General features: G+C 43.4%; 18 protein-coding genes. 2 read left to right on the forward strand and 16 right to left on the reverse strand.

From position 1 onward, the window contains the following. Window positions 1-3: 3 nt before the first annotated feature. The 3 genes from trpB to ABF487_RS05195 all read right to left on the reverse strand — a co-directional run bounded on the left by trpB (window position 4) and on the right by ABF487_RS05195 (window position 8585). Complete coding sequence (gene trpB / locus ABF487_RS05185; protein WP_415634703.1) at window positions 4-1212, reverse strand: tryptophan synthase subunit beta; 1209 nt, start codon at window positions 1210-1212, stop codon at window positions 4-6. Window positions 1213-1530: 318 nt separating this feature from the next. Next, entirely contained in the window at window positions 1531-5109 is a 3579-nt protein-coding gene (gene addA / locus ABF487_RS05190) for a helicase-exonuclease AddAB subunit AddA (protein WP_415634704.1), read from the reverse strand. Next, the gene (locus ABF487_RS05195) at window positions 5106-8585 is read right to left on the reverse strand and encodes a PD-(D/E)XK nuclease family protein (protein ID WP_415634705.1); all 3480 of its coding nucleotides are present in this window, start codon (window positions 8583-8585) and stop codon (window positions 5106-5108) included. Before ABF487_RS05195 ends, addA begins: the two co-directional genes overlap by 4 nt. A 166-nt stretch (window positions 8586-8751) precedes the next feature. Between ABF487_RS05195 and ABF487_RS05200 the strand changes: the two genes are divergently transcribed. Continuing rightward, window positions 8752-9198, forward strand: a complete 447-nt coding sequence (locus tag ABF487_RS05200; RefSeq protein WP_263779850.1) for an Hsp20/alpha crystallin family protein — start codon at window positions 8752-8754, stop codon at window positions 9196-9198. 48 nt (window positions 9199-9246) lie between these two features. On the opposite strand, the gene dltD is transcribed toward ABF487_RS05200, so the two are convergent. The 13 genes from dltD to ABF487_RS05265 all read right to left on the reverse strand — a co-directional run bounded on the left by dltD (window position 9247) and on the right by ABF487_RS05265 (window position 21971). Beyond that, window positions 9247-10536, reverse strand: coding sequence for a D-alanyl-lipoteichoic acid biosynthesis protein DltD (gene dltD / locus ABF487_RS05205; RefSeq protein WP_263779849.1), 1290 nt, complete (start codon window positions 10534-10536; stop codon window positions 9247-9249). Continuing rightward, window positions 10536-10769 carry a D-alanine--poly(phosphoribitol) ligase subunit DltC gene (gene dltC, locus ABF487_RS05210; protein WP_007745438.1) on the reverse strand — a complete coding sequence of 78 codons (234 nt, stop codon included), beginning with the start codon at window positions 10767-10769 and terminating at the stop codon, window positions 10536-10538. Before dltC ends, dltD begins: the two co-directional genes overlap by 1 nt. Window positions 10770-10779: 10 nt before the next feature. Further along, window positions 10780-12009 carry a D-alanyl-lipoteichoic acid biosynthesis protein DltB gene (gene dltB / locus ABF487_RS05215; protein WP_415625135.1) on the reverse strand — a complete coding sequence of 410 codons (1230 nt, stop codon included), beginning with the start codon at window positions 12007-12009 and terminating at the stop codon, window positions 10780-10782. Continuing rightward, window positions 12002-13528 (reverse strand): D-alanine--poly(phosphoribitol) ligase subunit DltA, encoded by a 1527-nt coding sequence (dltA, locus tag ABF487_RS05220; protein ID WP_263779847.1) that lies wholly within the window; start codon window positions 13526-13528, stop codon window positions 12002-12004. The genes dltB and dltA overlap by 8 nt, the downstream gene beginning before the upstream one ends. 9 nt (window positions 13529-13537) lie before the next feature. Continuing rightward, a complete protein-coding gene (locus tag ABF487_RS05225) occupies window positions 13538-13684 on the reverse strand; it encodes a teichoic acid D-Ala incorporation-associated protein DltX (RefSeq protein WP_171900381.1) in 147 nt (48 codons plus the stop codon). A gap of 76 nt (window positions 13685-13760) precedes the next feature. After that, entirely contained in the window at window positions 13761-14618 is an 858-nt protein-coding gene (locus tag ABF487_RS05230; RefSeq protein WP_007745430.1) for an alpha/beta hydrolase, read from the reverse strand. Then, window positions 14605-15888, reverse strand: a complete 1284-nt coding sequence (locus ABF487_RS05235; protein ID WP_263779846.1) for a PTS sugar transporter subunit IIC — start codon at window positions 15886-15888, stop codon at window positions 14605-14607. Before ABF487_RS05235 ends, ABF487_RS05230 begins: the two co-directional genes overlap by 14 nt. A 43-nt stretch (window positions 15889-15931) precedes the next feature. Further along, entirely contained in the window at window positions 15932-16765 is an 834-nt protein-coding gene (locus ABF487_RS05240) for a PTS system mannose/fructose/sorbose family transporter subunit IID (RefSeq protein ID WP_007745428.1), read from the reverse strand. An 11-nt stretch (window positions 16766-16776) separates the two neighbouring features. Beyond that, window positions 16777-17604 carry a PTS mannose/fructose/sorbose transporter subunit IIC gene (locus ABF487_RS05245; protein ID WP_007745427.1) on the reverse strand — a complete coding sequence of 276 codons (828 nt, stop codon included), beginning with the start codon at window positions 17602-17604 and terminating at the stop codon, window positions 16777-16779. 15 nt (window positions 17605-17619) lie between these two features. Next, the gene (locus ABF487_RS05250; RefSeq protein ID WP_415625137.1) at window positions 17620-18105 is read right to left on the reverse strand and encodes a PTS system mannose/fructose/N-acetylgalactosamine-transporter subunit IIB; all 486 of its coding nucleotides are present in this window, start codon (window positions 18103-18105) and stop codon (window positions 17620-17622) included. Further along, window positions 18102-18539, reverse strand: coding sequence for a PTS sugar transporter subunit IIA (locus ABF487_RS05255; protein ID WP_007745419.1), 438 nt, complete (start codon window positions 18537-18539; stop codon window positions 18102-18104). Before ABF487_RS05255 ends, ABF487_RS05250 begins: the two co-directional genes overlap by 4 nt. A gap of 174 nt (window positions 18540-18713) precedes the next feature. Then, window positions 18714-21557 carry a sigma 54-interacting transcriptional regulator gene (locus tag ABF487_RS05260; protein WP_415634706.1) on the reverse strand — a complete coding sequence of 948 codons (2844 nt, stop codon included), beginning with the start codon at window positions 21555-21557 and terminating at the stop codon, window positions 18714-18716. 15 nt (window positions 21558-21572) lie between these two features. Beyond that, complete coding sequence (locus tag ABF487_RS05265; protein WP_263779844.1) at window positions 21573-21971, reverse strand: hypothetical protein; 399 nt, start codon at window positions 21969-21971, stop codon at window positions 21573-21575. Between the two features lie 164 nt (window positions 21972-22135). On the opposite strand from ABF487_RS05265, the gene ABF487_RS05270 reads away from it, so the two are divergent. Further along, window positions 22136-22354, forward strand: a complete 219-nt coding sequence (locus ABF487_RS05270) for a DUF3923 family protein (RefSeq protein WP_415634707.1) — start codon at window positions 22136-22138, stop codon at window positions 22352-22354. The last annotated feature ends 115 nt before the right edge of the window (window positions 22355-22469 follow it).

Genomic DNA, 22469 nt, shown 5'->3' on the forward strand with positions numbered 1-22469 from the left:
TTTTCACAAGTCCCAGCCGATATAGTGGGCAACTTGTTCAACATCTTTATCGCCTCGTCCCGACAGATTAATAATCACAATCTGGTCTTTAGACATTTTTGGCACCATCTTGACAGCTTGGGCCACAGCGTGTGAACTCTCAAGGGCCGGAATAATGCCTTCCAGCTTCGACAACAATAGAAATGCGTCAACGGCTTCTTTATCCGTGATTGCGTAGTATTCAGCGCGATGCGTATCTTTCAAAAATGAATGTTCAGGACCAACGCCTGGATAATCAAGACCTGCAGAAATTGAATAAGCTGGCAGCACGCCGCCTTGTGCGTCTTGTAAAAGATAGGAAAACATACCATCAGCAATGCCAGGGCGGCCGTTAGTCATCGTGGCAGCGTTTTCTGGCGTATCAACACCTTTGCCGGCTGCCTCAGCACCAATCAAACGCACATTTTTGTCAGGAATAAATTCTGCAAAGGCACCAATGGCATTTGATCCGCCGCCAATGCAGGCAATAATCGCATCGGGCAGGCGGCCTTCTTTTTCAAGAATCTGGCGACGAGCTTCTTTGCTGATGACACTCTGGAAGTCTTTGACAATCGTCGGATAAGGGTGCGGGCCGACTGCTGAACCTAAGACGTAAAAAGTATCGTCTAGGTGCTGAGCGTAGTAGCCTAAGGCTGCATCAACTGCGTTTTTTAAGGTGGCTGTTCCAGCTGAAACAGAATGAACCGTTGCGCCCATCATTTCCATGCGAAAAACATTCAATTTTTGCCGCTGCATATCCATGGCACCCATAAAAATATCGCAGGACATACCAAATTTAGCAGCTGCCGCGGCTGTAGCGACACCGTGCTGGCCAGCCCCTGTTTCGGCCACGACCCTCTTTTTGCCCATGCGCCGTGCTAATAAAATTTGTCCCAAAACATTATTTAATTTGTGGGCACCCAAATGGTTTAAGTCCTCACGCTTTAAGTAGACTTTTGCGCCGCCCAAATATTTGGTCAGTGATTCGGCGTAATAGAGCGGCGTTTCCCTGCCGGAATAGTCCTTTAAATATCCAGCCAACTCTGTGCGGAATTCGGGATCATCTTTATATTGCAGATAAACCTTTTCCAATTTATTCAAAGCTGTTTTGACGGCTTCAGGGACATATTGTCCACCGTAATCACCAAAATAGCCGGTTCTTTTTACTTGTGCTGCTGTATTTTCTTCTGTCATTGTCTAATTCCTCATTATTTTTATTTTTACGGAGTCTAGACGGACGACCATTTAGATACAAAAAGCCGCATAGCGATTGATCCATCTTAGCTATGCGGCTGAATTCGATTCAAAAGGAAATCGTGACGGCATAGACTCTCTTCAATACAAATCAAAGCAAGTCTACGCTTAGAGTAAACTTACTTTCTGCTACGCCAGTTTTGCCAACGATTCAAAGTAATTGCCATCATCAGATTTCCTTTCTTAAAAGTTGTGTTTATTATTATCTGTTTAGATCATGAAGTCAAGAAAAAAAGGCAATAAATTAAAAATAGTTGTTTATAAGTGAATCAGTTTCTCGCCCTCTAAGCCTGCTATCACGCGATCAGCCACCTTTTTGCCTGGATACATGCTTGCCAAAGCAGTTGCATAAATATTCAGCTGCCCGGCATAACGCGCCGACAAATCAGCCATATAATTTTTCGTCAAACGATCCGTCTTGTAGTCAAACAAGATAACATCATCACCGTCAATAAAATAGCCGTCAATAATACCGTGAACTAAGACTTGATCGCCGCTACTGATACCCTGATAGAGTTTTTCGGCCGGCAGGAGCATGGCAAACGTTTCCTCACGTCTGAGACTGTCAACATGCGCTTGAATCTGCCTGCCTAACTCAGAATGTATCAGCCATTCCAGCTTGTCTAATTCAATCGCTTGGGCCAGCTCGGGATCACTAATAGTCTGATGAATTAAATTCGTCAGGTAATCTGTGGTCAGTTCTTTATGCCAGTCAATTTTTTCCAAGATTAAATGCGTGGCAGTCCCTTTATCTGTCGAACTGATATGTGTTCCCTGGCTGGACTGGGCGAAATCCGGCTTAGGCAATTCCGTGATTTCTGCAGCTGGTTGGTCATCCATTTCCGGCAAAAGCAAAGCGTCTGGATCCTCAAAAACACGTTTTAATTCACTGACGTTATGATAGGCCGCCAGATTACTTTCTGTCTGAAAGGGATATCGGTAATCGAGAATTTTTTCTGCCCGTGATAAATTAATTTCCGGGTCGGATTTAATATCTGAAGCCGTCACTGCGGCCGTATCGTTTTCCGTTTCTTGTGCAGCCATGTCTATAATTTGGCTATAGTCAACCAGTTTGATTGAAAATACCAAGTCGGATTGATCAGCTTGTTTGACCAAATCCGTCAAATCAATCCGGCCAGTCTTAGCTAAAGCCATACCAATCCACTGCTGATAGCTCGTCGCACGCAATCGATCCTGCACAGCCAGCACGGCCGGGTCTTTTGAAACAGGTGTCTCCCAAGATAAAGCTAAATCAGTCTGCGATCCGCTAGCACCAATTAGATACAGGCGCTGTTCGGCACGCGTTAAAGCAACGTACAAGAGCCGCATCTCTTCAGCCCAGTTTTTTTCCTTAATCTTTTCTGCAACAACCATTTTTTGCAGGGTCGGAATTTTTACACGCGAAACCGGATCAACCAGATCAATCCCGATGCCTTCGTCAAAATCTGCCACCATCGCGCCTTGCGTATCGCGCGCATCAATTTTTTTGTCAAGGTTCAAAAGAAAGACGATTGGAAATTCCAAACCTTTGGCTGCATGAATCGTCATAACTGAGACAGCTTGCTCACCCATATCCGCCGGCGCTTGGGAAAAGTCTTCAGTCGCGTTCATCAACTGTTCGACATAGCGAATAAAACTGAATAAACCAACAAAACGATTGTCTGATAATTGCTGAGCGTATTCGTATAAAGCGTGCAAGTTGGCTAAACGTTGTGTTCCGCCGACCATCGCCGAAACATATTCTGGCCAATTCGTGTCATCGTAAATCTGCCAAATCAAATCAACAATCCGGTTATCAGCCGCGATTTCCCGATAACGATTCAGCTGCTGGAGAAAGTTGACCAGTAAATCTTTTAAATCAGTGTCGGTGCCGGTTTCAGCATACGTTTTCACGGCCGTAAAATAATCGTGTTTTAAATCCACTGTGCGAATCTCGGCCAATTTATTTTCGTCCAAGCCATAAATCGGTGACCGCAAAACAGCTGCCAAAGGAATATCCTGATGCGGGTTGTCAATAATTTTTAAGAAACTTAAAATCACAGAAATTTCAAATTCCTGCAGAAAATTACCAGCCGCGACATTCACTGGAATATTGTGTTTGGCAAAAACAGCCTGCAGCTCGTTTTCCCAAGCATGCGAGCGCGCAAGAATGGTAATATCTTTAAATTGAACTGGCCGCATGCTTTTTGAGTCGCGGTCAAAAAGCTGCTCGTGGCCAACTAAATCCTGAATTTTAGCCGCAATCAATTCAAGTTCGGCGTCAGTCTTGCCAAAATCCGCCTCTGTCCGTTGGCCGTCATCAATCACGATCGACATCTCAGCAACTTTCTTCAAGTCGGCCGGATAATCTTTGTTGGCCGCCTTTAATTGGACATCCCCTTTGTAATCAATTCCGCCTAATTTCTGGTCCATTAATTGATCAAAAACGGAATTCGAAAACTGCGTGACATTTTTTTCTGAACGATAATTATCAGCTAATTCGATCAGACGACCGCCTTGATGCCGACCATAGGCACGATATTTTTCCGTAAACTTCTTCGGGTCAGCTTGACGAAAACCGTAAATACTCTGTTTTAAGTCGCCAACCATAAACATATTGTGGCTGTTTGCCACACTCGTGAGAATACTTTCCTGCAAATCATTAATATCTTGGTATTCATCGACAAGCACTTCATGATAACTGCTTTGAACTTCTTCACGAATACTGGGAACTTTGAGAATCTGATAGGCAAACTGCTCGCCATCTGAAAAATCCAGCAGCGATAGATCGCGTTTTTTAGCAGCAAAATGTTTCCGAAATAGTTTTGTCAGCTCAACTAATTCTGTGACAATTTTATCGGCATTTTGGCTAATCAGCAGCCATTGTTTTTCGTTAAGAAGCAGGAAATCCGTGGCAATTGAGCGATACGAATCCCGAGCAGCCTTGATCTGCTTATCGACGAATTGTTTGAAATACTCAGCTTCACCAGGTGTATTGCCCTTTTTGCGAGCGGATTTCGGCCAAGGATGCTGATCATAATAATCGCGAATCTGCTGCCAGTCATTACTTTTGAAACTTTCAATTAACCCCTGCATCATGGCAGCGACGTCAGTCAAATAAGGTTCGTAACTGCTATAATCCTGCAATTTTTCAATCTTCTCTTTGGCTGAGACAATCTGATAATAAGCTTCGACAACCTTATCGGATAATTGGGGCGCTAATAAGCGCTGCCAAAAATCGCCAGCAGTCAAACTTTCTCCCAAGCGATAATGGCGGCCGAGCGAATCCAGCCACTCATCGGCTTCGGCACGCGCTTCGGCCATCGAATTCAATCTAATGACCAGTTTTTTCAAATCTTGATCTCGGCTGGCTGAAGAAAAATTCGCGAGCAGTTCCAGAAAACGGCTGTCTTTATATGACGAATTAAAAGTATTATCAATCACTTCTTGAATCAGCAAATCTTTTTCGGTCTGATCAGCCAAAATGCGATAGCACGGGTCCAAGCCGATTGCCGCATAATATCGTTCGATAATTTTTAATGAAAAAGCGTCTAAAGTCCCGATTGCCGCGCTATTTAACGATAGCAGCTGCGCCTGTAAATGTTTTTTATCGGCCTTTGCGCTAGTCTCTCCGATCCCTTGACGAATGCGTTTTTCCAGACGACTTTTCATTTCCGAAGCTGCGGCATCTGTAAAAGTCGAAATCAGAAAACGATCAATATCCTGGCCTGCCAACAGCTGCTGGTAGACATGTTCAATTAAAACAGTTGTCTTGCCAGAACCAGCCGAAGCAGCAACCAGCAGATTTTCATCAGGAGCATGAAAAATAACAGCTTTTTGGTTTTCAGAATAGTTCATTTTTCCTGCTCCTTTTTCAATAAGGCCAAAACGCCTTTTCTGTTATTGGGATAAACATTCAAATCATGATAACGATCGCCAAAAGAACGATCGAAATTCATAACTTCCTTATAATCGGAATAAGTCAGTGCAGATCTCTGGTCGCCCTCCCGCAAAGGATACAAAGGAAAACGCCCTTGACTAATGGCATTGCCGGCTTGGACCAGTTTGTCCTGGTCATGTTTCATCAATAATTGCAGATCTTCTTTAGATAAGACATCATCGCTAGCAGCATGCTGTTCATTTTTTGTTAACGAAAAATGATAAAAATCGGCCTTCTCGCCAGCTTCCAGATGCTGCAAATTATCCAAATAGGCTGAATCGTCCAGTAAAAGACCACGGAATTGGAAATCCGGCCGCTGAAACTGTGCATTTTGGCCAAAGACCTGGTCCAGCGGCACACCCTTGGACAGCATATCTGCGATTGTGGCCGGCTGATTTTTAATCTGGGCGAAAACAGCCCCGCCCAACTGGCGAAATCCCAGCTGCTGTGTATTTTTTAAAAGATCCATCCAATAAGTCAACAACTGCAGCTCACTGCCAACATAAGCATCGCGAAAATTAAATTGTTTGCCATTGGACTTGTAATCAATAATTGTCGCAAAATCATGATTCTGATCCTGGCTATCAATGCGGTCGACTTTCCCGCGAAGATATAAGCGGTTGCCGTTTTCCAAAGTGAAATCCAGACCAATCAAAGGCGCCTGCTTGTTATCCTGATCCAAGCGGCCAAAAGCTGCCTCAGTGCGGATAGGGCGTGATTGGTTAAAGGCATTGGACAGCCGCATCAGACGGAAAGTCAATGCAACATCCTGTGTGAGGCTTTTAGCAACAGCCTGGAAATGGTCATCTGAATCCAGAATCTGAAAATCTTCTTGCTGCAGCAGGCTCTCAGCAGCCTGACGACTGCTTTCATCCAGTTCTTGATTGCTTAAATCGCGAAATGCGACTTTTTTTTCGATCATCCTATCAACGACTTTTTCAAAAATCGCATGATAGTAACTGCCTGAAAGCGCAGGATCCAGGGTAAATTGGCTCCGTTTTTTCAAACGCAGGCCATACTGCAGAAAATATTCATAAGGATTACTGAAATAGCGTTCGATTTGAGAAATTGATAAACGCAAATCTTTGCCAAAAAGCTTATCGACCAGATCTTTTCTCAAAGTCACAACTTGATTTTCATAATGGCTCGCGGCCAAAACTTTCTTAAAGTTGGCGTTTCGCAAGGTAATTAACGAATATAAACCGTCAATAAAAGCAGTCCCATATGCTTTTGCACTGCGGCTGACGGCAGTAACCGAGCTATTGGCATTGCCCAAATAATTAACGAGATCCGCCTTCTTTTCAGGCAGATCCGGCACTTTGACTTCGTACAAGTCCGAGACTTCCGGCAATGACAGGCGGGACAAATAAGGCGAAAGCTCATTTTTTTTGCCATCGCTTCTAAATTTTGGATAACTGAAGACAACTGATTCTGTGGCGGATAAAACGGTCGAATAAAAACGCAGATTCTCGGCAGCCATTTGCTGACGACTTGTGTCCTGCAAAAAATAATCCTTTTTGGCTTCAGCGAAATCACTGATTAATTGCTGACGATCAGAGTCATCCAATAGGCTTTTAGAATCAATCTGCGCCGGCAGGCTATCTGAAGTCGCACCAATAAAGTACAGTAAGCGATAATCCTGCCGCTGAACAATCCCGCTTTCTGAAATTGTAATCTGATCCAGACTGGCCGGAATACCTGAAAAGGTGGCCGCTGCAAAACCATCTTTTAACATCTGCAAAAAATCCTGGCCAACAAATTCCTTATCGGCAATCAAATGATCGATCTGTTCCAGGCTGTTTATCAGCATTTTCCAAGCTTGAACGCCTCGGTCATCGCCGCGATTGGCTTGTGCAATAAAGACCTGATCGACTTTAAAGTCCAGCAGCCAAGCCATCAAAGCTCTGACAGCCTGCCCATAAGTAGCCACTTTGGCAAAACGGTCCTTAAAACTATCCAGCAGCTGCACAATATAGACACGCATCTGATTAACCATTTGGTTGATTCGCTGGTCTTGTGGATCGCTTTTGGCCACATCCTGTTCATCACTGACCGCGACATACTGAAAATCACCATTACGCCAAAGAGCCTCTTTAGGGTTAGCTGCCAGAACAAAGTTTTCCAGATAATCCAAAGACTCTTGAAAATTCGTTTCGGATTCCCATTGGAATAGGCCGCTTTTTAAAATCCGCATAACCCGTTCGTAATCGAATTCTGCACTTGGTGTCAACAAACTTTCTAAAACAGAAGCTAAAGGATGATCAGACATGCGGGTATCACTGTCCAAGAAATAAGGCAGATCATAGCGCTGGAAAAAGTGCGGCAGAATATCTTTGTAATTATCCAAACGCTGAGCAATCACCAAAATGTCACGTGCCCGCAAAGTTGGATCGTCGACCAATTTGCGGCGAATCGAGCGGGCAACAAAAGCCGCTTCGTTTTCCTGGCTGCTGACGGCCCTGATCGACATCTGAGGCAATGGGCGTTTTTCTTGGGCAAAACCCTGTGTTTCTAATTCACGCCAGCTCTTTTCAAAATTCTGCTGCGACATAGATAAATTTCGATCGCGATGAATCCGCTCGATCTGGGCATCAGGAAAATTTTCTCTAATCAGGCGATTCGTCTTAAAAAAGAGATTGCCATCCCCAAAACGATCACTGGCACTATCGCCGATCAAAGCGACCGTCACTTCAGAATCACTGCCTAGTCTGCCTTGTCTATCCAAGGCAATAATTGCTTGTAAAACAGACATCTCAGTATTGGTAAAATTAGAAAAACCTTCAAAATAGAAATTTGCGTGCGATAAGTCTAAATCTGCCAAATCTTCAGCAAAATTTTTCAGCTTATCCTCAGGCAGCTCAAAGTCTGCCAGTAAAGGCAGAACTTGTGCTTCAATAATCGCCAGAAAATGAATTTTGTCAGCTAAACGATCTTGGCCGCTATGTGTTACCCCTAACTCAGCGGCAGTCAATCCGGAATCCCAAATTTCCTGCAGCTGTGCGGCAACATTGGCCACAAACCCTGGCAAACGGGCAGAACGCGCAAAAATTCCCAATTGTGCTAAGGGCAGATCCCGCAAGACTTGTCCAACTAGAATGGCGATTGATAAATCAGTCAGCGCCGTTTTCCCCTCTTCTTGTTTGGTCAAGGCCCAAGCCAGGCGTGAGAAAGAGTAAACCTGCAAGCGTGAAAAGGCCTGGTTATCTTGAGTTTTTGCGCCCAATAAGCCTCCAAAATCCTTTAAAACACCGACCTCTGACGAAAATTTAATATGGTTGGGTACCACATAGAAAAAACGCGCCTGCGGATCCGCCTGATATTTTTTATGTATACGAGCCAATAACTCGGAGCGAAAATCACTATCAGCAAAGGCTCGGATAATCTTTAAGGTCATAAGCCAATTTTAGCATCGTACAGGACAACACTTCATTCATACGAAACGTAATCAAAAACTTTCAGATTTTTGTTTGACCTTTATTGACTTTCTGACCAATACTGACTATTATAATAGGTGTAAGCGATAGATATGATATATCACTTAGCAATAGGAGGTATTGAATATGGCAAATGATTTAATTGATAGGAATGATGGACTGATGGACGTCGGCGATATGATGGGAAATTTGATGAATAATTTCTTTGGCCCGCGTGATGAGTTTTGGAACGGTATGCGTCGGAGTAATCCTTTGATGCGGACCGATGTTTCCGAGGATGACAAAGCTTACGCTTTACAGATTGAACTGCCCGGATTAGACAAAAAGGATATTAAAATAGATTACGCTAACAATAATCTGTCCGTATCGGGCACGCTGAATCGTGATTCGGAGCAAAGAGATAAGAAAAATCATCTCGTTGCCAGTGAGCGCCGCTCTGGCAGTTATTCTCGCAGCTACTATCTCCCTGGTGTTGATGAAAGCAAGATCAGCGCTAAGTATGAAGATGGCATCTTGAAGCTTGTTTTACCAAAGTCTGATGAGAATCAAGCACATCATATTGAAATTCAGTAAATCCAAAAAAGCCACTGTGATGATCAGCGGCTTTTTGTTTGTCCAAATTTATTTTTTAATCAGCTTGCGTGCATCTGATTCTGTAAAACGCAGCTGCTGCCATTTTTTGGATAGGAAACGATTATTAATCCGATAGTGAGGCTGCTTCTGCTTTTTGGTGAGAAAAGGATATACACCCTTATCAAAAGCCAACCAGCCGCGCCAGCCTAGGTGAATCGTATCTTCCATGAAATAAGGCTGGTCACCATCTTTGGACAAATCCAATACCCGGTTGAAAGATTGCTCATGCAGTTGATATTTGATTTTACGCACAGCACGCTGATAACGCGCTTCTTTTAAGCCTGTATAGGCAGCCCATTTATGATTAACAGGTGGTATTACAATCATGACATTGATATTGGACTGAGCAAATTGAGTCAGCAGCAACTGCAAATCGCCATACTCCGGTGAACGCAGGTAACTGGCTCTCCTTTGAACGCCGCGCAAACGCCGCACGCCAATCGGCCGAATTTTGCTGCGATAGAAACGATTAGAAATACCAAATGCGTTGTTGCTGCTCCCCCTAGCTGCCATACGGCCTGCTATGCGGCTTAGGCGACCATAAGAAAATTTCTTTGGCAGGTATTGGCTTTGCTTTAAAATTCGCCGGTCATAATTATCATTGATATGAAAATTACTGAATAGCTCATCTTCATGTTCTAAAACATTTTTTCGAGTTCGGATTTCCCATTTTTGAAAAGGGGTCAAGGCTTTTCCTTGGGCAATCCGCCGATACATAGCGGCTAAATCATCTTTGCGGCCTTTGCCCTGCAACGCAAGAAAGCGACGAGCTGCATATCGATCGACAGCTGTATTCCTTGCACGGCATAGCCAATCAGCACCTTGCAGATTGGAAAAATAAAAGTCAAAAGCTGCAGGTTCAGCTCCAACATGATCAAACCACTGCGGCGAAATAACAAAAACAGCCTGCTTATTTTGTAATTGCGGCAAAATGGTCTGCATGCCAAAATATTGTGTCAGTGACTGTGTTCCCCGCCGGCCTAATAAAAACGGCCGGTAACTGCGTTGATATTTAACCGCTAGCACTGAAGGATGGAAGGCATCCATACGTTCCCATTCAGAAGACCCGAAAAAAGGAATGTAACGCATATGCTGATCCGATAACGCTTGTTTTTTTAACTGCTGATTCTTAAAAACGACAGAATTCAAAGCAACTGCCGCCCGCTGTTCATCTTTGGATGAAAAGTGAGAATAATTAAAAGGCGCAAATAACAAAACAAGCAGAATCGCGACAGCCAGCAGTACGGGTCCAAAAATTCTCCAGAGCTTTTTCCCCATTAGTGATTCATCAGCTCCTTGACCTGCGCAATCACTTTATTGGGCGTATCCCATTGGCTGCGATCGAATTCAGAGACTGGTACATTGATCGAGAACTTTTCCTGCAAAGCTAAAATCAAATCAACAGTCGCCATTGAATCTATGAGACCATTTTCAAAAAAATTCTCATCACGCTGGTCAGACAAATCTTCACCAGCAATATTTTTTAAAATTTCTAGAACTTCTTTTTCCATTTTTACACCTCTATTTTTTGATAAACCATAAAACATTCAAGAATCCCGAGAACAACAAGAAACTGAACATCACCACGTGAAAAGTAAAGATAATCGCAATGCCTTGTGTCAACCAATTAGACTTCAGCCATTTTAGATGGCGGCGCTTATAACGCAGCCAGGCATCGTTAATCATTAGACCCAAGCCATGAAATAGGCCATAGGCAATATAGTACCAAGTGATGCCATGCCAAAAACCCATCAGCAGCATATTCAAGACATAAGCCACACTTGAATAAGTGGTGGATTTTTTGAATAATCGTTTTTTCTTCATGGCGAAGACCATCCGCATGAAAACGTAATCTCGAAACCAAAAACTCAAGCTGATGTGCCAACGATTCCAGAACTCTTTCAGGTTTTTTGACTTAAAAGGAGCCTTAAAGTTCATTGGCGTTTCGACGCCCATTAAATACGAAATGGCGACAGCGAATAAGGAGTAGCCCGCAAAATCAAAGAACAAGTAAAAACCATAAATATACATGACCCACAAAAGTTCAAATGATGGCCCCTTGCCAGCCGCCAAAGCCATATTTTCAGCATTAGGAAGCATTAAGCTGCCGAAGATATAAGACAATACGAATTTATACAAAAAACCGATAAACAGATATTTAACAGCTTTGCCAACCAAATCCACATAATGGTTCCGGTCCGGAATCTGCTGATAATCTTTTTCAAAACGCCGATAACGATCAATCGGGCCCGAAGACAAGGTCGGCATAAAAACCATGAATCTAAAAAAATGCCAAGCTTTGAAATCTTTTTGGACACCGTCCCGCATTTCCATAATCACGCCGACCGCACGAAAGGTCAGATAAGAAATACCAAGAAAACCAATGATCGATTTGGCGCCTTCATCGATGGCTGGCGTCATTTTCACAATGATCAAGGGCAGAATGGAGGCGAACACAGCTAGATAGAAAACCCAGGCCTTATTTTGGCGATTCCGGTAGACATGATACAGCCAGACGGCTAGCAGCTGCCAGATAATATAGCCGATTAGAGCTAATCCCTGACCCAGCTTATCGTCTGTAAACATTAAAACAATGAAAACTAACGAAAAGACGGCTTCATAAATCTTAAAACGCCGGCCGAAATATAAACCGATGGCTAAAGGCAGTATGGCTATCAACAGGTAAATAAAGTAAGTCGGATCCGCATAGGGCTGTAAATTAGGCAGTTGATTTCCGAAAAAATCAAACATTATTGACCTCAGCGATGGCCTTTTTGATGTCAATTTTTCCGTTGGCTGAAATCGGCAAACTGTCTTTGTAAACAAAACGGCTGGGAATCATATAGGACATCATCCGTTCTTTCAAATCTTCTTTAAGCGCTTTTGTTAAATCAGCATCCTTGGCAAACTGATTATCTTTGGGCACGACCCATGCCAGTAATTGGGCAACTTTATGATCCGAATCGTATCGTGGAATAGCCACGGCTTGTTTGACCAAATCACTTTGACTTAAACCATGGTTCACTTCCTCAAGCTCGATCCGGTAGCCGTGCAGTTTGATCTGAAAATCTTTACGGCCCTCATAATGCAGCAGACCGCGTGCATCCAAACTGCCTAAGTCTCCGGTACGATAAGCCCGCTGCCCTTGATAATGGAAAAAGGCTGCTGCAGTCTTTTTTGGATTGTTCAGATAGCCCTTTGAAACACTTGGGCCGTAAATAATGATCTCCCCAGATTGGCCACAAGGTACGGGTTTCCCTTGCTCATCAAAAATCGTGACTTGCGTATCAGATTTGACATAGCCCACAGGCAGACGATCGAATTGATTTACAAGCTGCTGAGTTATTTGAACTCCCGAAACAGCTACAGTAGCCTCAGTCGGCCCGTACGTGTTAAAAATTTTAGCGCCAGGAAAACGTTCTTGCAGCTTGTCGGCAGTCTTTTTAGTCAGCTCCTCACCGCAGAAAAGAAAATGACTCAGTTGAGGTAAATGAACTTGATCGAAATCCGGATTTATCAGACAGACTTCTGCAAAAGAAGGCGTCGAAACAAAAACCTGCAAATCATACTGCGGCAGAATCTCAAAGAGTTTTTTGAAATTATCAGCAACTTCTTTTGGCAAAGCCCGCAGCTGCCCGCCGGCTAACAATGCCGGAATCCAGTCCATGACAGATAAATCAAAAGAGAAAGGTGCTTGGGCTAAAGTGGAGGCATGTTCAGGAAGATTAAAATCAGAACCTAGTTGCCAATTGGCAAAACTTAAAATGTTGCTGCTGCTGATCTGTACGCCCTTGGGTTGACCCGTTGTACCAGATGTAAAAATGATGTAGAAGGTATCATCACCAGTGACGGCATGAGTCATCTTGTAGGCAGTCTGCTGCAAAAAAATATTTGCCAGCTGATCAGCTTGAATCACCGGCCGGTCTGAAATTTTTATCGGCAACGCATCACAGGCAATCACAAGAGCGGGATCAGCAATGGTTAAAATCGCCGTTAGCCGCTCGCTAGGCGAGTTTACATCGACAGGGATATAAGCGTGACCAGATTTAGCAGCAGCCAAAAAACTCGCAATCATCGAAAATTCCTGACCACCAAAAATCATGATCGGTGCATTTGTTTTGATTGGCTGACAATCGATATAAGCAGCCAAGGAATCAGAATATTCTTTGAGGTCGCGATAACTGTTATGTCTGCCCAAATAATCATATGCCGGTGAATCAGGATGGATAGCGGCTTGTGCATTGATTGTTTCTAAAATATTTTTAATCATAATCACCTGTTAAAACTCGTTATAGATAAATCCGCCATCGTTAATACCGGTATATCCATATAAATAAAGCAAAATGACCAGCACGACAAAATAAAATACTGTTTCTAACAAAAATTGAACGGCTGGACGATGGAAAAAATCAAACAAAATCTTCACGCCTTCTCCTTTTCGTAATCTCAAATCATGTTACATTAATTACATCTCTATTGCAAATTTGTAACAAAAAATAAGTTTAGTTGGTCCCACCATTATTCGTATTCGGCAATGGGGAAATTGGAAAATCAAGGATACGTCTTTGAATTAATTCAATGATTTGTGGATTAGTGGGTAGGTCAGAATGTTGAGAATCAGCGCCAGAAACCGTAATTTGCGTATAAGAATGAACAACGTTTTGAAAAATATAGCGGCCGGCAAGGACACTCTCGATCGGCACAATCCCATCATCTTTGTAGGTCTCAGTGCCGGCAATCGAATATACAACAAGAGAAGGCGGTAGATGATGACGCCTTTTTATCAAATCGGTTAGCAACTGTGTCCGATCATTGGGCGAACTTTCAGAAAAATTGTAGGGTGAACCAACAGTCATCAAAGTACCAACCGTATTTTTTTTGCTGTTAAAGTAATTTTCTAAGTAAATTGTCCAATCTAATCCACCATTGGAGTGACCAAAGGCATTGAAATGATTGAAATGATAACGTTTCTGCAAAGCCTGCATGGCTAAATTCAGCCAACGTGCCTGACGCTTAATCGTCTCATAACCATCGCTGTTATTTTGAAAACCAATCACAATATAAGGCTGCTGGTCATTAGCTTTGATACGGCCGGAATAAGTAATTGTGTTATTCGTATTGACTCTGACGCGCAATAAAGAGTGCGGCGTACTTTTGCTGTTCAGAATTAGAATCAAGTTATTAAAACGCGTATTGCTGGCAGCCGAGCCAGGAATCATAATCGTAGGATTCAATCTAGAATTATAGACAACTGCCTGGTTTTGAATACTCTGCCGCACCCAATTGCGGCCGACGAACAACGATGCCAGTGAGAAAAGCAGCAGAAATAATCCAGCAGACACATTTTTAATCTTTTTCATCGCGATCCCTTTCTAACCAGCGATTCACAAAAGGAAAATAGATCAGCATCCCCACTGCTAAATTGATAACAACCAGCAGCAGATTTCGCCAATCAGCACCTGATGATAAAAAAGCCACGAACAGACTCGGTGTTCGCTGAGGAAGCTGATAAACAGCAGGATTAACCAAATTCATTTTTAAGGCAATTGCTGAGATCGATACAGCTGCTAAAGGTGCCAATACAGCAGGCAGCAGCAGCAAAGGATTGAAAAAAATCGGCAGTGCGAAGGCCAGAATCTGATTGCTATTAAAAAGGCTGGGCAACAGAGCAATCTTAGCCATTTTTTTGGATTGCGCGCGCCCCTTCAACAATAAAAGCAGAATTAAGGCGAAACTCATCGAAACGCCGCCAAAAACTGCAAAAGCATCATAAAGCGTGTGCAGGCTTAAGACGTTTGGCACGGTTGAAACTTTATTGTCCAAAGAAGCGTTCAAATTACCAATCGCTGCCGGAAGAGAAAAAGTGTTACGTGTTAAAGCCAGTGGTACCGGTAATCCCAGCCACAAGAAAAGACTCGCCGTGATGGCCAGCAGGAGAACACCAGCAAAATTTGTTGACAGCAAGTAGACAAAACGGTCATTAAACCACTGTCCCAGATTAACCATCTGGGCAAATTGGTGATTTTTTAAAAGATATGCCGCCGCTAAGGCTGCCGAAACCAGGCATAAGAGACAAAACATGATCAATAATTGCCGATTAAACGTATTCGGATGCCGAATCAATAGCTGCATACAGCGCGTGAGCACAAAAGTGACTGCTGCCACAACAAGCAGGTTTTGGCCGGAAGCTTGAAAAAGAAAATCGTTGCTGAACAACAAAAAAGTCACAATAAAATTAACCAGAGGAATTAAATCATGGCGGTTGTCATGGTCAAGGGGCTCCATTAAATGCTTAGCATAGAAAAAAGCAAACAAAGGCAGCAGCAGACGCGTCAAGTAAAAGTCCAATTGAGATAATTCGATTGCCGGAGCTTGTAAAAAAGCCGGTAGTTTGATATTAAATACGGTCAGAAAAAAGCCCGGTTGCGTCAAGAAAATAGACACAAACAGGTGGAAAAAAACCGTCACAACGACAAAAGGCAGCATTTTTTTCAAAGCTGCATAAAAAGCTGCAAAGAAAGAAACTTTGTTCATCGCGTTCTGCCAGTGTTCCAATTGTGTCAACAAGGCTGCCAAGGTTTCCTTCATCTTACAACAGCCGCTGCTATGATCAAAACGAAAAGCAGCCAAAAAAAATCTGCTCCTTTCAGAGCAGATTTGTACAAACAACGATTTAACCAAGAAATCCTAACCACTTGCCGATAATACCTAAAGCGAAAATACCAAAGATAATTGTCAAAGGACTGACGCCTTTTTTCAGCAGCCAAGAAACAAACAGTGTTAATACCAGCGCCAACGCGCCCGGCAGAACCGTATCCAATATATTTTGTATCGTTTGCGTTTTGCCGCTAATCCTTGTTGCAACAATAGGAATATTAATCGTCGTCCACTTGGAGACCAAAGCACCCATGACGAATAATCCCATGATAGAGGCGCCTTCAGTCAGCTTCTTGATGCGATCGCCAGCCATATCGCTGATAATCTCACTGCCTTTTTGATATCCGTACTTGAGCAGATACCACTTGATAGAAAGACGAATGGCGTTGATTAAAACAAAGAACAAAAGCGGCCCTAAGATACTGCCTGTTTTAGCAATACCAGCACCTAAAGCTGCCAGCACTGGCCTTGCCGTTCCCCAAAGCAGTGGATCACCGACACCAGCCAGCGGGCCCATGAGCCCGATTTTCATGGCGGCAATCGCAGTGCCGTCAACCTTGCCGCCATTAGCTTTTTCCTCTTCCATGGCTGATGTAACACCAAAGATAGGTGCTGTCAGCCAAGGATGTGTGTTAAACCACTCCATGTGCCGTTCCAAAGCCTCATTACGCTCTTTGCCCGGTGCATAAAAGCGCTTGATAGCCGGAATCATAACAAAGCAGTAGCCCATGTTCTGCGCACGCTCAAAGTTAAATGAACCAAGCAGAAACCAGGAACGTACGTACATGTGGCGCAGATCGCTTTTGGTTAAAGTCTTTTTTGTGTCTGTATTTGCTATTGCATTATCCATTATGTCTCCTCTCAATCATCCAAATCGTCATCTAAATCGTCATCGCCGTTTGAAGCAGAAGCCGTTGCCAGTTTCTCACTAGTACCGCTGCTATGATGATTGTTTCCATTATTGTTGTTGTACTTCAGCTGGATGTAAAGCAGAGCAAAGATCAAACCCAAGCCGCCAAAACCAACTAGGTTGAAGTTCGTAAATGCAGCAAACAAGAATCCTAAATAGAAGAAAGGCTTCAAATGCGGCACATCCATCATGTTGATCACCATCGCATATCCGACAACCACGATGATACCGCCGGCAATCTGCAAACCACCTGTGATAACAGTTGGAATTGCTTTTAATCCCGCCTCAACAGCACTCGTACTAATCATCATGACAATAGCTGTCGGCACCATCACGCGCAATGCCTGCAGACCCATGGAAATTACATGCATCCATTCAATTGCGCGGTAATTGCCCTTCTTGGCAAAATCATCACCTTTATGAACAAAGAAAACCACAATCGTCCGAACAAAGATCGTTAATGCCTGACCGGCTGCAGCCAGCGGCACAGCAATCGCAATACCCTCACCAATGTTGGCGTGTGTGTTGATAACCAGCAGCGTTGACACAATTGAGGCCAAGGCGGTATCCGGTGCCATAGCCAGGCCGACATTCATCCAGCCTAGGGCCATCATTTCCAAAGTACCGCCCAAAATGATGCCCATGTTCAAGTTGCCCAAAATCAAACCCACCAGCGTGCAGGCAACAAGCGGCCGATGCGTCTGTCCTTCATCCAAAACGGAACCGACGCCAGCAATGCCGGCCACTAACAAAACTAAAATACCCTGTATAATATTCACTTTCCGTTATCTCCTTTATGATTTATCGTCGAGGATTTTCATGAAGTCTTTGCTGGCATCCCCCGGCAGCTGCTGCAGATCCAGACTGATCCCTTTATCGGCCAGTGCACGAAAGGCCTTAACATCCTCTGGTGTCACACTGACTGACTCTGTCACGTGGATTTTGTCCGGCGCAAAACGCATACCGCCAACATTCACTTTTTTAACTTCAACGCCAGCGTTAACTGCCTCCAGCAATTCTGTCGGATTACCAAAAATCAGCATGGCTGTTGTATCTTCATATTTAGGGTTTTGAAACACCCGCCCCATTTTTTCCGGGCTGACTGCACTGGCTTTCACATTAGACGGCGCCACAGACAAAACCAGTGTTTTACGCATCGGATCATCAGCAACTTCTTTACTAACGACGATAATACGGTCTGCCGGCAGCAACTTGATCCACTTGGTCAAAACCTGGCCGTGGATATAACGGTCGTCAATTCTTGTCACTGTTACTTTCATAATGTATCCCCTCCTTCGTCGCTAGCTGTCGTGTTCACACTTTTAATCTCGTCACTAAAGACGCGTACAGTTCCAGGTGCAATTTCCTTCAGATGCGATACGATAGCTGACAGTGATCCAGCCAGCATTGAACCTGCCTCCAGCAGCATTGGCAGATTAACTCCAGCTACAATATCGCGCTCCGTATGACCATAGACCAGTTGCGTCGCTGCGTTGTAGGGGCTGCCGCCAAAAAGATCGACAAGAAACAAAACCTCGCTGCCTGGCGCTAATGTGCCTAAGACCGTTTGATAATGTGCTTTTAAATCATCAACACCCTCACCCTTTGAAAATGTCACAACATGAATCTGGTCACTGTGACCGAAAATCATCTCAAAAGCACTTAGCAGACCAGGTGCTGCTTGTCCGTGACCACTCAGAATTATTGTTACCATTCTTATTCCTCCTCACTTATCTACATGCAAACAGCGTGCCAGACTTGTTTTAAACAAAAAAAGACGAAAAAAATACCTCTGTCATCCGTAAAAAAAGAAGAACAGAGGTGTTTTAAAACAACTGATGATTATTTGGAACGATTTACGATTTTTTTGAAACAAGTTGGCCGGAATTTAAAACAACTTTGAAACACTTTCCCCTTCATCAAGAAATATCGAAGCAATATATTTCTTTTCGTCCAAGGGCAGCGTGACAGCTAATTCTTTCTCATAATAAGTCAGCGACTGGCTAATAAATTTTTCCGCACGCGCCAAGGCAGGGGTGGTCGGTTCCGTGAAAGTCAAATTGTCTTGACGCAATGAACGCTCAAAAGCAAAAGCCGTATGAACAATACTTTTGATAATCAGGCTATTGGAAAAACGGTGATTCAAACGCTGCTGGACCTGATCAATCCAATTATTCAGCAATTGATTAATTAAATAAGGATTCAAGTAGACCAAATGTGCTTTTAAAATATCTTCGCATAAGTCATAAGCCACAATCGTCTTGTCAGACAAAGGCTGCTGCTGAGGCAAAGTTGGTTCATGGCGCAAGACAGCCTTCAACACGTCCTCACCATTTCCACCAATGAGTTCCTCTAGCGACACATAAGGTACCGGCAGACTTGGCCGTTTTGTCCCAACAGCTGCAATCACCTCGTAATCAAGTACGATTTTAGCAATCTGTTCCGTCATTTTTAAAGCCGAAACCGTCTTAACGCTGATTGCTTCCTTTGTATTGCTGTGAATAATTTGTTCCAATATGTCCTGGATTTTTTTGGCAGTCCCACTGCCCGTTGTGCAAATAGCCAGAATCACTTTTTGTGCGGCAGTTTCATTGGGCAGATCGCCCTGCATCACCAATTCGCGAAAATCTTCGCGGACAGAATTATAAATCGAGCCAAGATCCATATTCAAATAATTCACCTTGCGAATCACATCCAGCACAATCGAAGTTGTGACATTTGCGATCGTTTTAATTGCGACGCCTGTTTCGGCTGTTAAACGCTGTTCTAACATCGCTAAAGAACCCATATCAACGAGCAGCAGCACGCCTTTGCCTTGATCCAAACGAGGTACGATCGCAGTCATCTTGCGAAAAATATCTTCCGGCGACAAATTAAGCGGCATGTCCAGCGCTTGTGCATAATGGCCGCCGAACAATTCATTGGCTACCTGCACCATCGAAGAAGCCGTACTATTACCGTGAGAAACTACTAGTACACCGACCTTGTGGTCAACAGACAGTGTCTCAATTGATGCCAGCAGCATGGTGAGGTAAATAACTTCAATATCCGGTAGGTAAACGTCAAAACTACTTTTAATTCTCATAGCAAACAGCTTGGCCACTTGATACTCTTTGGCATGGCTCTTTTTAATCTCTTGGATTTCTGGTTCCAGCAGCAAGTCTGTTTTAAGGCCGCGTTTGAAAAAAGCGTCAATATGCATGCCCATATAATAGATAAAACGCTGATCCAGCTGCGTGTGCAGTTTTTCTTCGGCCAATTTTTTCAGCTCATGAGTGAAATCCAGTAATTCCGGCGAGACAAATTTTGCTAAATTCTGTTCGACACGTCCTTGATCAAAGAAATTTTTGATGTGCAAATGCAGATCAGTCATGATATATTGGTGAATTTCGTCGTCTGAAACGCCGTGTGACTTTAACAAACCGACTTTGTTTTCAATTTCGCTATAGATATTGCCTTCGCTATTCTCAGGCTGATCAGCCGAACCGTCGACATTAAAAACCGTATTTGTATCAACGAGCGACAGCAATTCCTTGGATTTTTTCAGATTAGAACTGCTTGATAGCCATTCTTGGCGAATTTCTTCAGACAGATCATTAACTTTAACTAAGACCCTATCCGTTGTATTCAAACTGTTTAAAAAAGCTTGCGCACAAACCAGCTGAATCTGAGATTTTAGTTGGCCAACATTACCGTAATTGTTGGCCGTAATCAAAGCCGTCAAGACATCAATGGCTACTACCAGCTGTTTTTTGATTCTTTGCGCTTCTTGTTGAAACAAATACTTGGCTAAAGAAACCTTTTCGGATAAAGTCCGTTCGGCCAAAGAAGGAATACGAATCGTCATGGGAATCCGACGCAGAAAAGTACTTAAGAGTGCGGAAGCCGGATCCTCGGTTGTGGCACCAATAATTAAGACATTGGCCGTACGATCCTTGCTGCTTTCGCCCAAGCGGCTGAAGTGGCCGTTATCAATGAAATAAAACAGCATTTCCTGTCCTTCAGGAGGCAGGCGATGAATTTCATCCAACAGCAAGATGCCGTGATCGGCTTGTTCAACTAGGCCAGGCGTATCTTTGTCAGCACCTGTATAAGCACCTTTCACGTAACCGAAAAGCTGAGACATCAGCAACTGAGGGTTGTTATAATAATCAGCACAGTTAAAAGCCATCATTGGCGCGTCTGCGCTTAATAAGCCGCGGGCTTTGGCAAAATCGTAAATTTTCCTCGCAAAGAAGGTTTTCCCGGAACCTGTCTGTCCGACCAGCAGCATATGCAGGCCGTGCGGCGGATAGGAAGCGGCGGCTTTAGCTTGAGAAATGGCGTTTTTCAAACTCCCTTGGGCACCGATGACCTGTGCAAATGGGTCGCCATGGAGGTCAATAGCGATTTTTTGTGCAGATACATTAGCTGGTACGCCAGCTGCTGCTTTAGCAGTTAAGCTCGATTCCAGCTGCTGTAAATCTGTAAATTCATAATAAGTCAAATCTGAGATACCGAATTTTTCCCGCACCCAGGATATAGGCAGAAAACGTACTGGAAAACTCTTGATTTTAACTGCTTTTTTGAGCCTCACGAGTTTATTTAATTCTAAAGAACAATTCGCACGGCTCACTTGTGTCTGAGCAGCTAATTCTTCAGCTGTACTGCCGGGTCGTTTTTTTGCTTGATCAATCGTCTGCTGGACCCAGCTGTCATTCAGGCTTCTCTCGATCTTATCGATTCGTTTCATAGACCCTCCAAAGAATTAGGCTTTGGCCAAACGCTGCCTCAGCAGTTTTAAATTCTTTACGTGCCAAGATGTTTGATTGATTTTCGGCAGGCTCATTTTTAAGGTTAACGGCTGATGACTATGCGGGTCCTCTTCGGTTGTTTCGATGATTAATTGATCCGCCAGTGCTTTGCTTTTGAGAGTGATACTGGCAATCTGATTTTTTGTGAGCACAAAACCGTTTGAAAATGCATCGAAAGCGTCATTGTAGCGAGCTGCAAAGAAAAAATCATCACCGATATAGACGCAATTTGTGACTGGATTTAAATTCACAATATTCACAGAAATCACGGCATGACCTGGTTCATACACCAATTTAGGATCTACTTGCTGCATATATGTTTTGAATAATGCTTCTTTAATAAATAAGCCCATCGGCTGTCTCCTTAACTTAAAACAAATTCCCTCACATATCCATTTTCCTCTAAATTGTGTGTGAAAACAAAATTGTCGTAAACCTGTTTTAAAACACGTATGTATAATTGAATGAAACAGCCGTTTTGAGCTGGGAGCAAAATATTATCATAGATGGAGGCAGCATGAAAGTTTGGAAAATCAGTTCCTGGATCTGGTCAATTATTTTCGTGATTGGTGCCTTATTTTTATGGTTTCGCAAAACTGATGGTGCAGGTGCGGCTAATAACGCGGCTAATCAAGCTGCGTCTTTAAGCATCTGGTTCATTTTGTTTGTCGTCATCCTGCTGGCCCATATGATCTGGCACCATTCTTTAAGAGCACACAAGCCAAGGAACCATTGAAATGATCAAAAGATCCATACGGATCATCTAAATAAAAGGCCATCATTTTTTGCTTCTTGGAGCCAGTGCCAGAACCATATAGGAGCAAATTGTGTTATATAGTTTATATGCGTAG

The sequence above is a fragment of the Oenococcus sp. genome, assembly GCF_047725585.1.
GTDB lineage: Bacteria > Bacillota > Bacilli > Lactobacillales > Lactobacillaceae > Oenococcus > Oenococcus kitaharae_A.

What these genes read in the sequence shown, in the direction of transcription:
- trpB (WP_415634703.1), bottom strand. Translation starts at nt 1,212, where the DNA reads ATGACAGAAGAAAATACAGCAGCACAAGTAAAAAGAACCGGCTATTTT.
- addA (WP_415634704.1), bottom strand. Translation starts at nt 5,109, where the DNA reads ATGAACTATTCTGAAAACCAAAAAGCTGTTATTTTTCATGCTCCTGAT.
- ABF487_RS05195 (WP_415634705.1), bottom strand. Translation starts at nt 8,585, where the DNA reads ATGACCTTAAAGATTATCCGAGCCTTTGCTGATAGTGATTTTCGCTCC.
- ABF487_RS05200 (WP_263779850.1), top strand. Translation starts at nt 8,752, where the DNA reads ATGGCAAATGATTTAATTGATAGGAATGATGGACTGATGGACGTCGGC.
- dltD (WP_263779849.1), bottom strand. Translation starts at nt 10,536, where the DNA reads ATGGGGAAAAAGCTCTGGAGAATTTTTGGACCCGTACTGCTGGCTGTC.
- dltC (WP_007745438.1), bottom strand. Translation starts at nt 10,769, where the DNA reads ATGGAAAAAGAAGTTCTAGAAATTTTAAAAAATATTGCTGGTGAAGAT.
- dltB (WP_415625135.1), bottom strand. Translation starts at nt 12,009, where the DNA reads ATGTTTGATTTTTTCGGAAATCAACTGCCTAATTTACAGCCCTATGCG.
- dltA (WP_263779847.1), bottom strand. Translation starts at nt 13,528, where the DNA reads ATGATTAAAAATATTTTAGAAACAATCAATGCACAAGCCGCTATCCAT.
- ABF487_RS05230 (WP_007745430.1), bottom strand. Translation starts at nt 14,618, where the DNA reads ATGAAAAAGATTAAAAATGTGTCTGCTGGATTATTTCTGCTGCTTTTC.
- ABF487_RS05240 (WP_007745428.1), bottom strand. Translation starts at nt 16,765, where the DNA reads ATGGATAATGCAATAGCAAATACAGACACAAAAAAGACTTTAACCAAA.
- ABF487_RS05250 (WP_415625137.1), bottom strand. Translation starts at nt 18,105, where the DNA reads ATGAAAGTAACAGTGACAAGAATTGACGACCGTTATATCCACGGCCAG.
- ABF487_RS05255 (WP_007745419.1), bottom strand. Translation starts at nt 18,539, where the DNA reads ATGGTAACAATAATTCTGAGTGGTCACGGACAAGCAGCACCTGGTCTG.
- ABF487_RS05260 (WP_415634706.1), bottom strand. Translation starts at nt 21,557, where the DNA reads ATGAAACGAATCGATAAGATCGAGAGAAGCCTGAATGACAGCTGGGTC.
- ABF487_RS05265 (WP_263779844.1), bottom strand. Translation starts at nt 21,971, where the DNA reads ATGGGCTTATTTATTAAAGAAGCATTATTCAAAACATATATGCAGCAA.
- ABF487_RS05270 (WP_415634707.1), top strand. Translation starts at nt 22,136, where the DNA reads ATGAAAGTTTGGAAAATCAGTTCCTGGATCTGGTCAATTATTTTCGTG.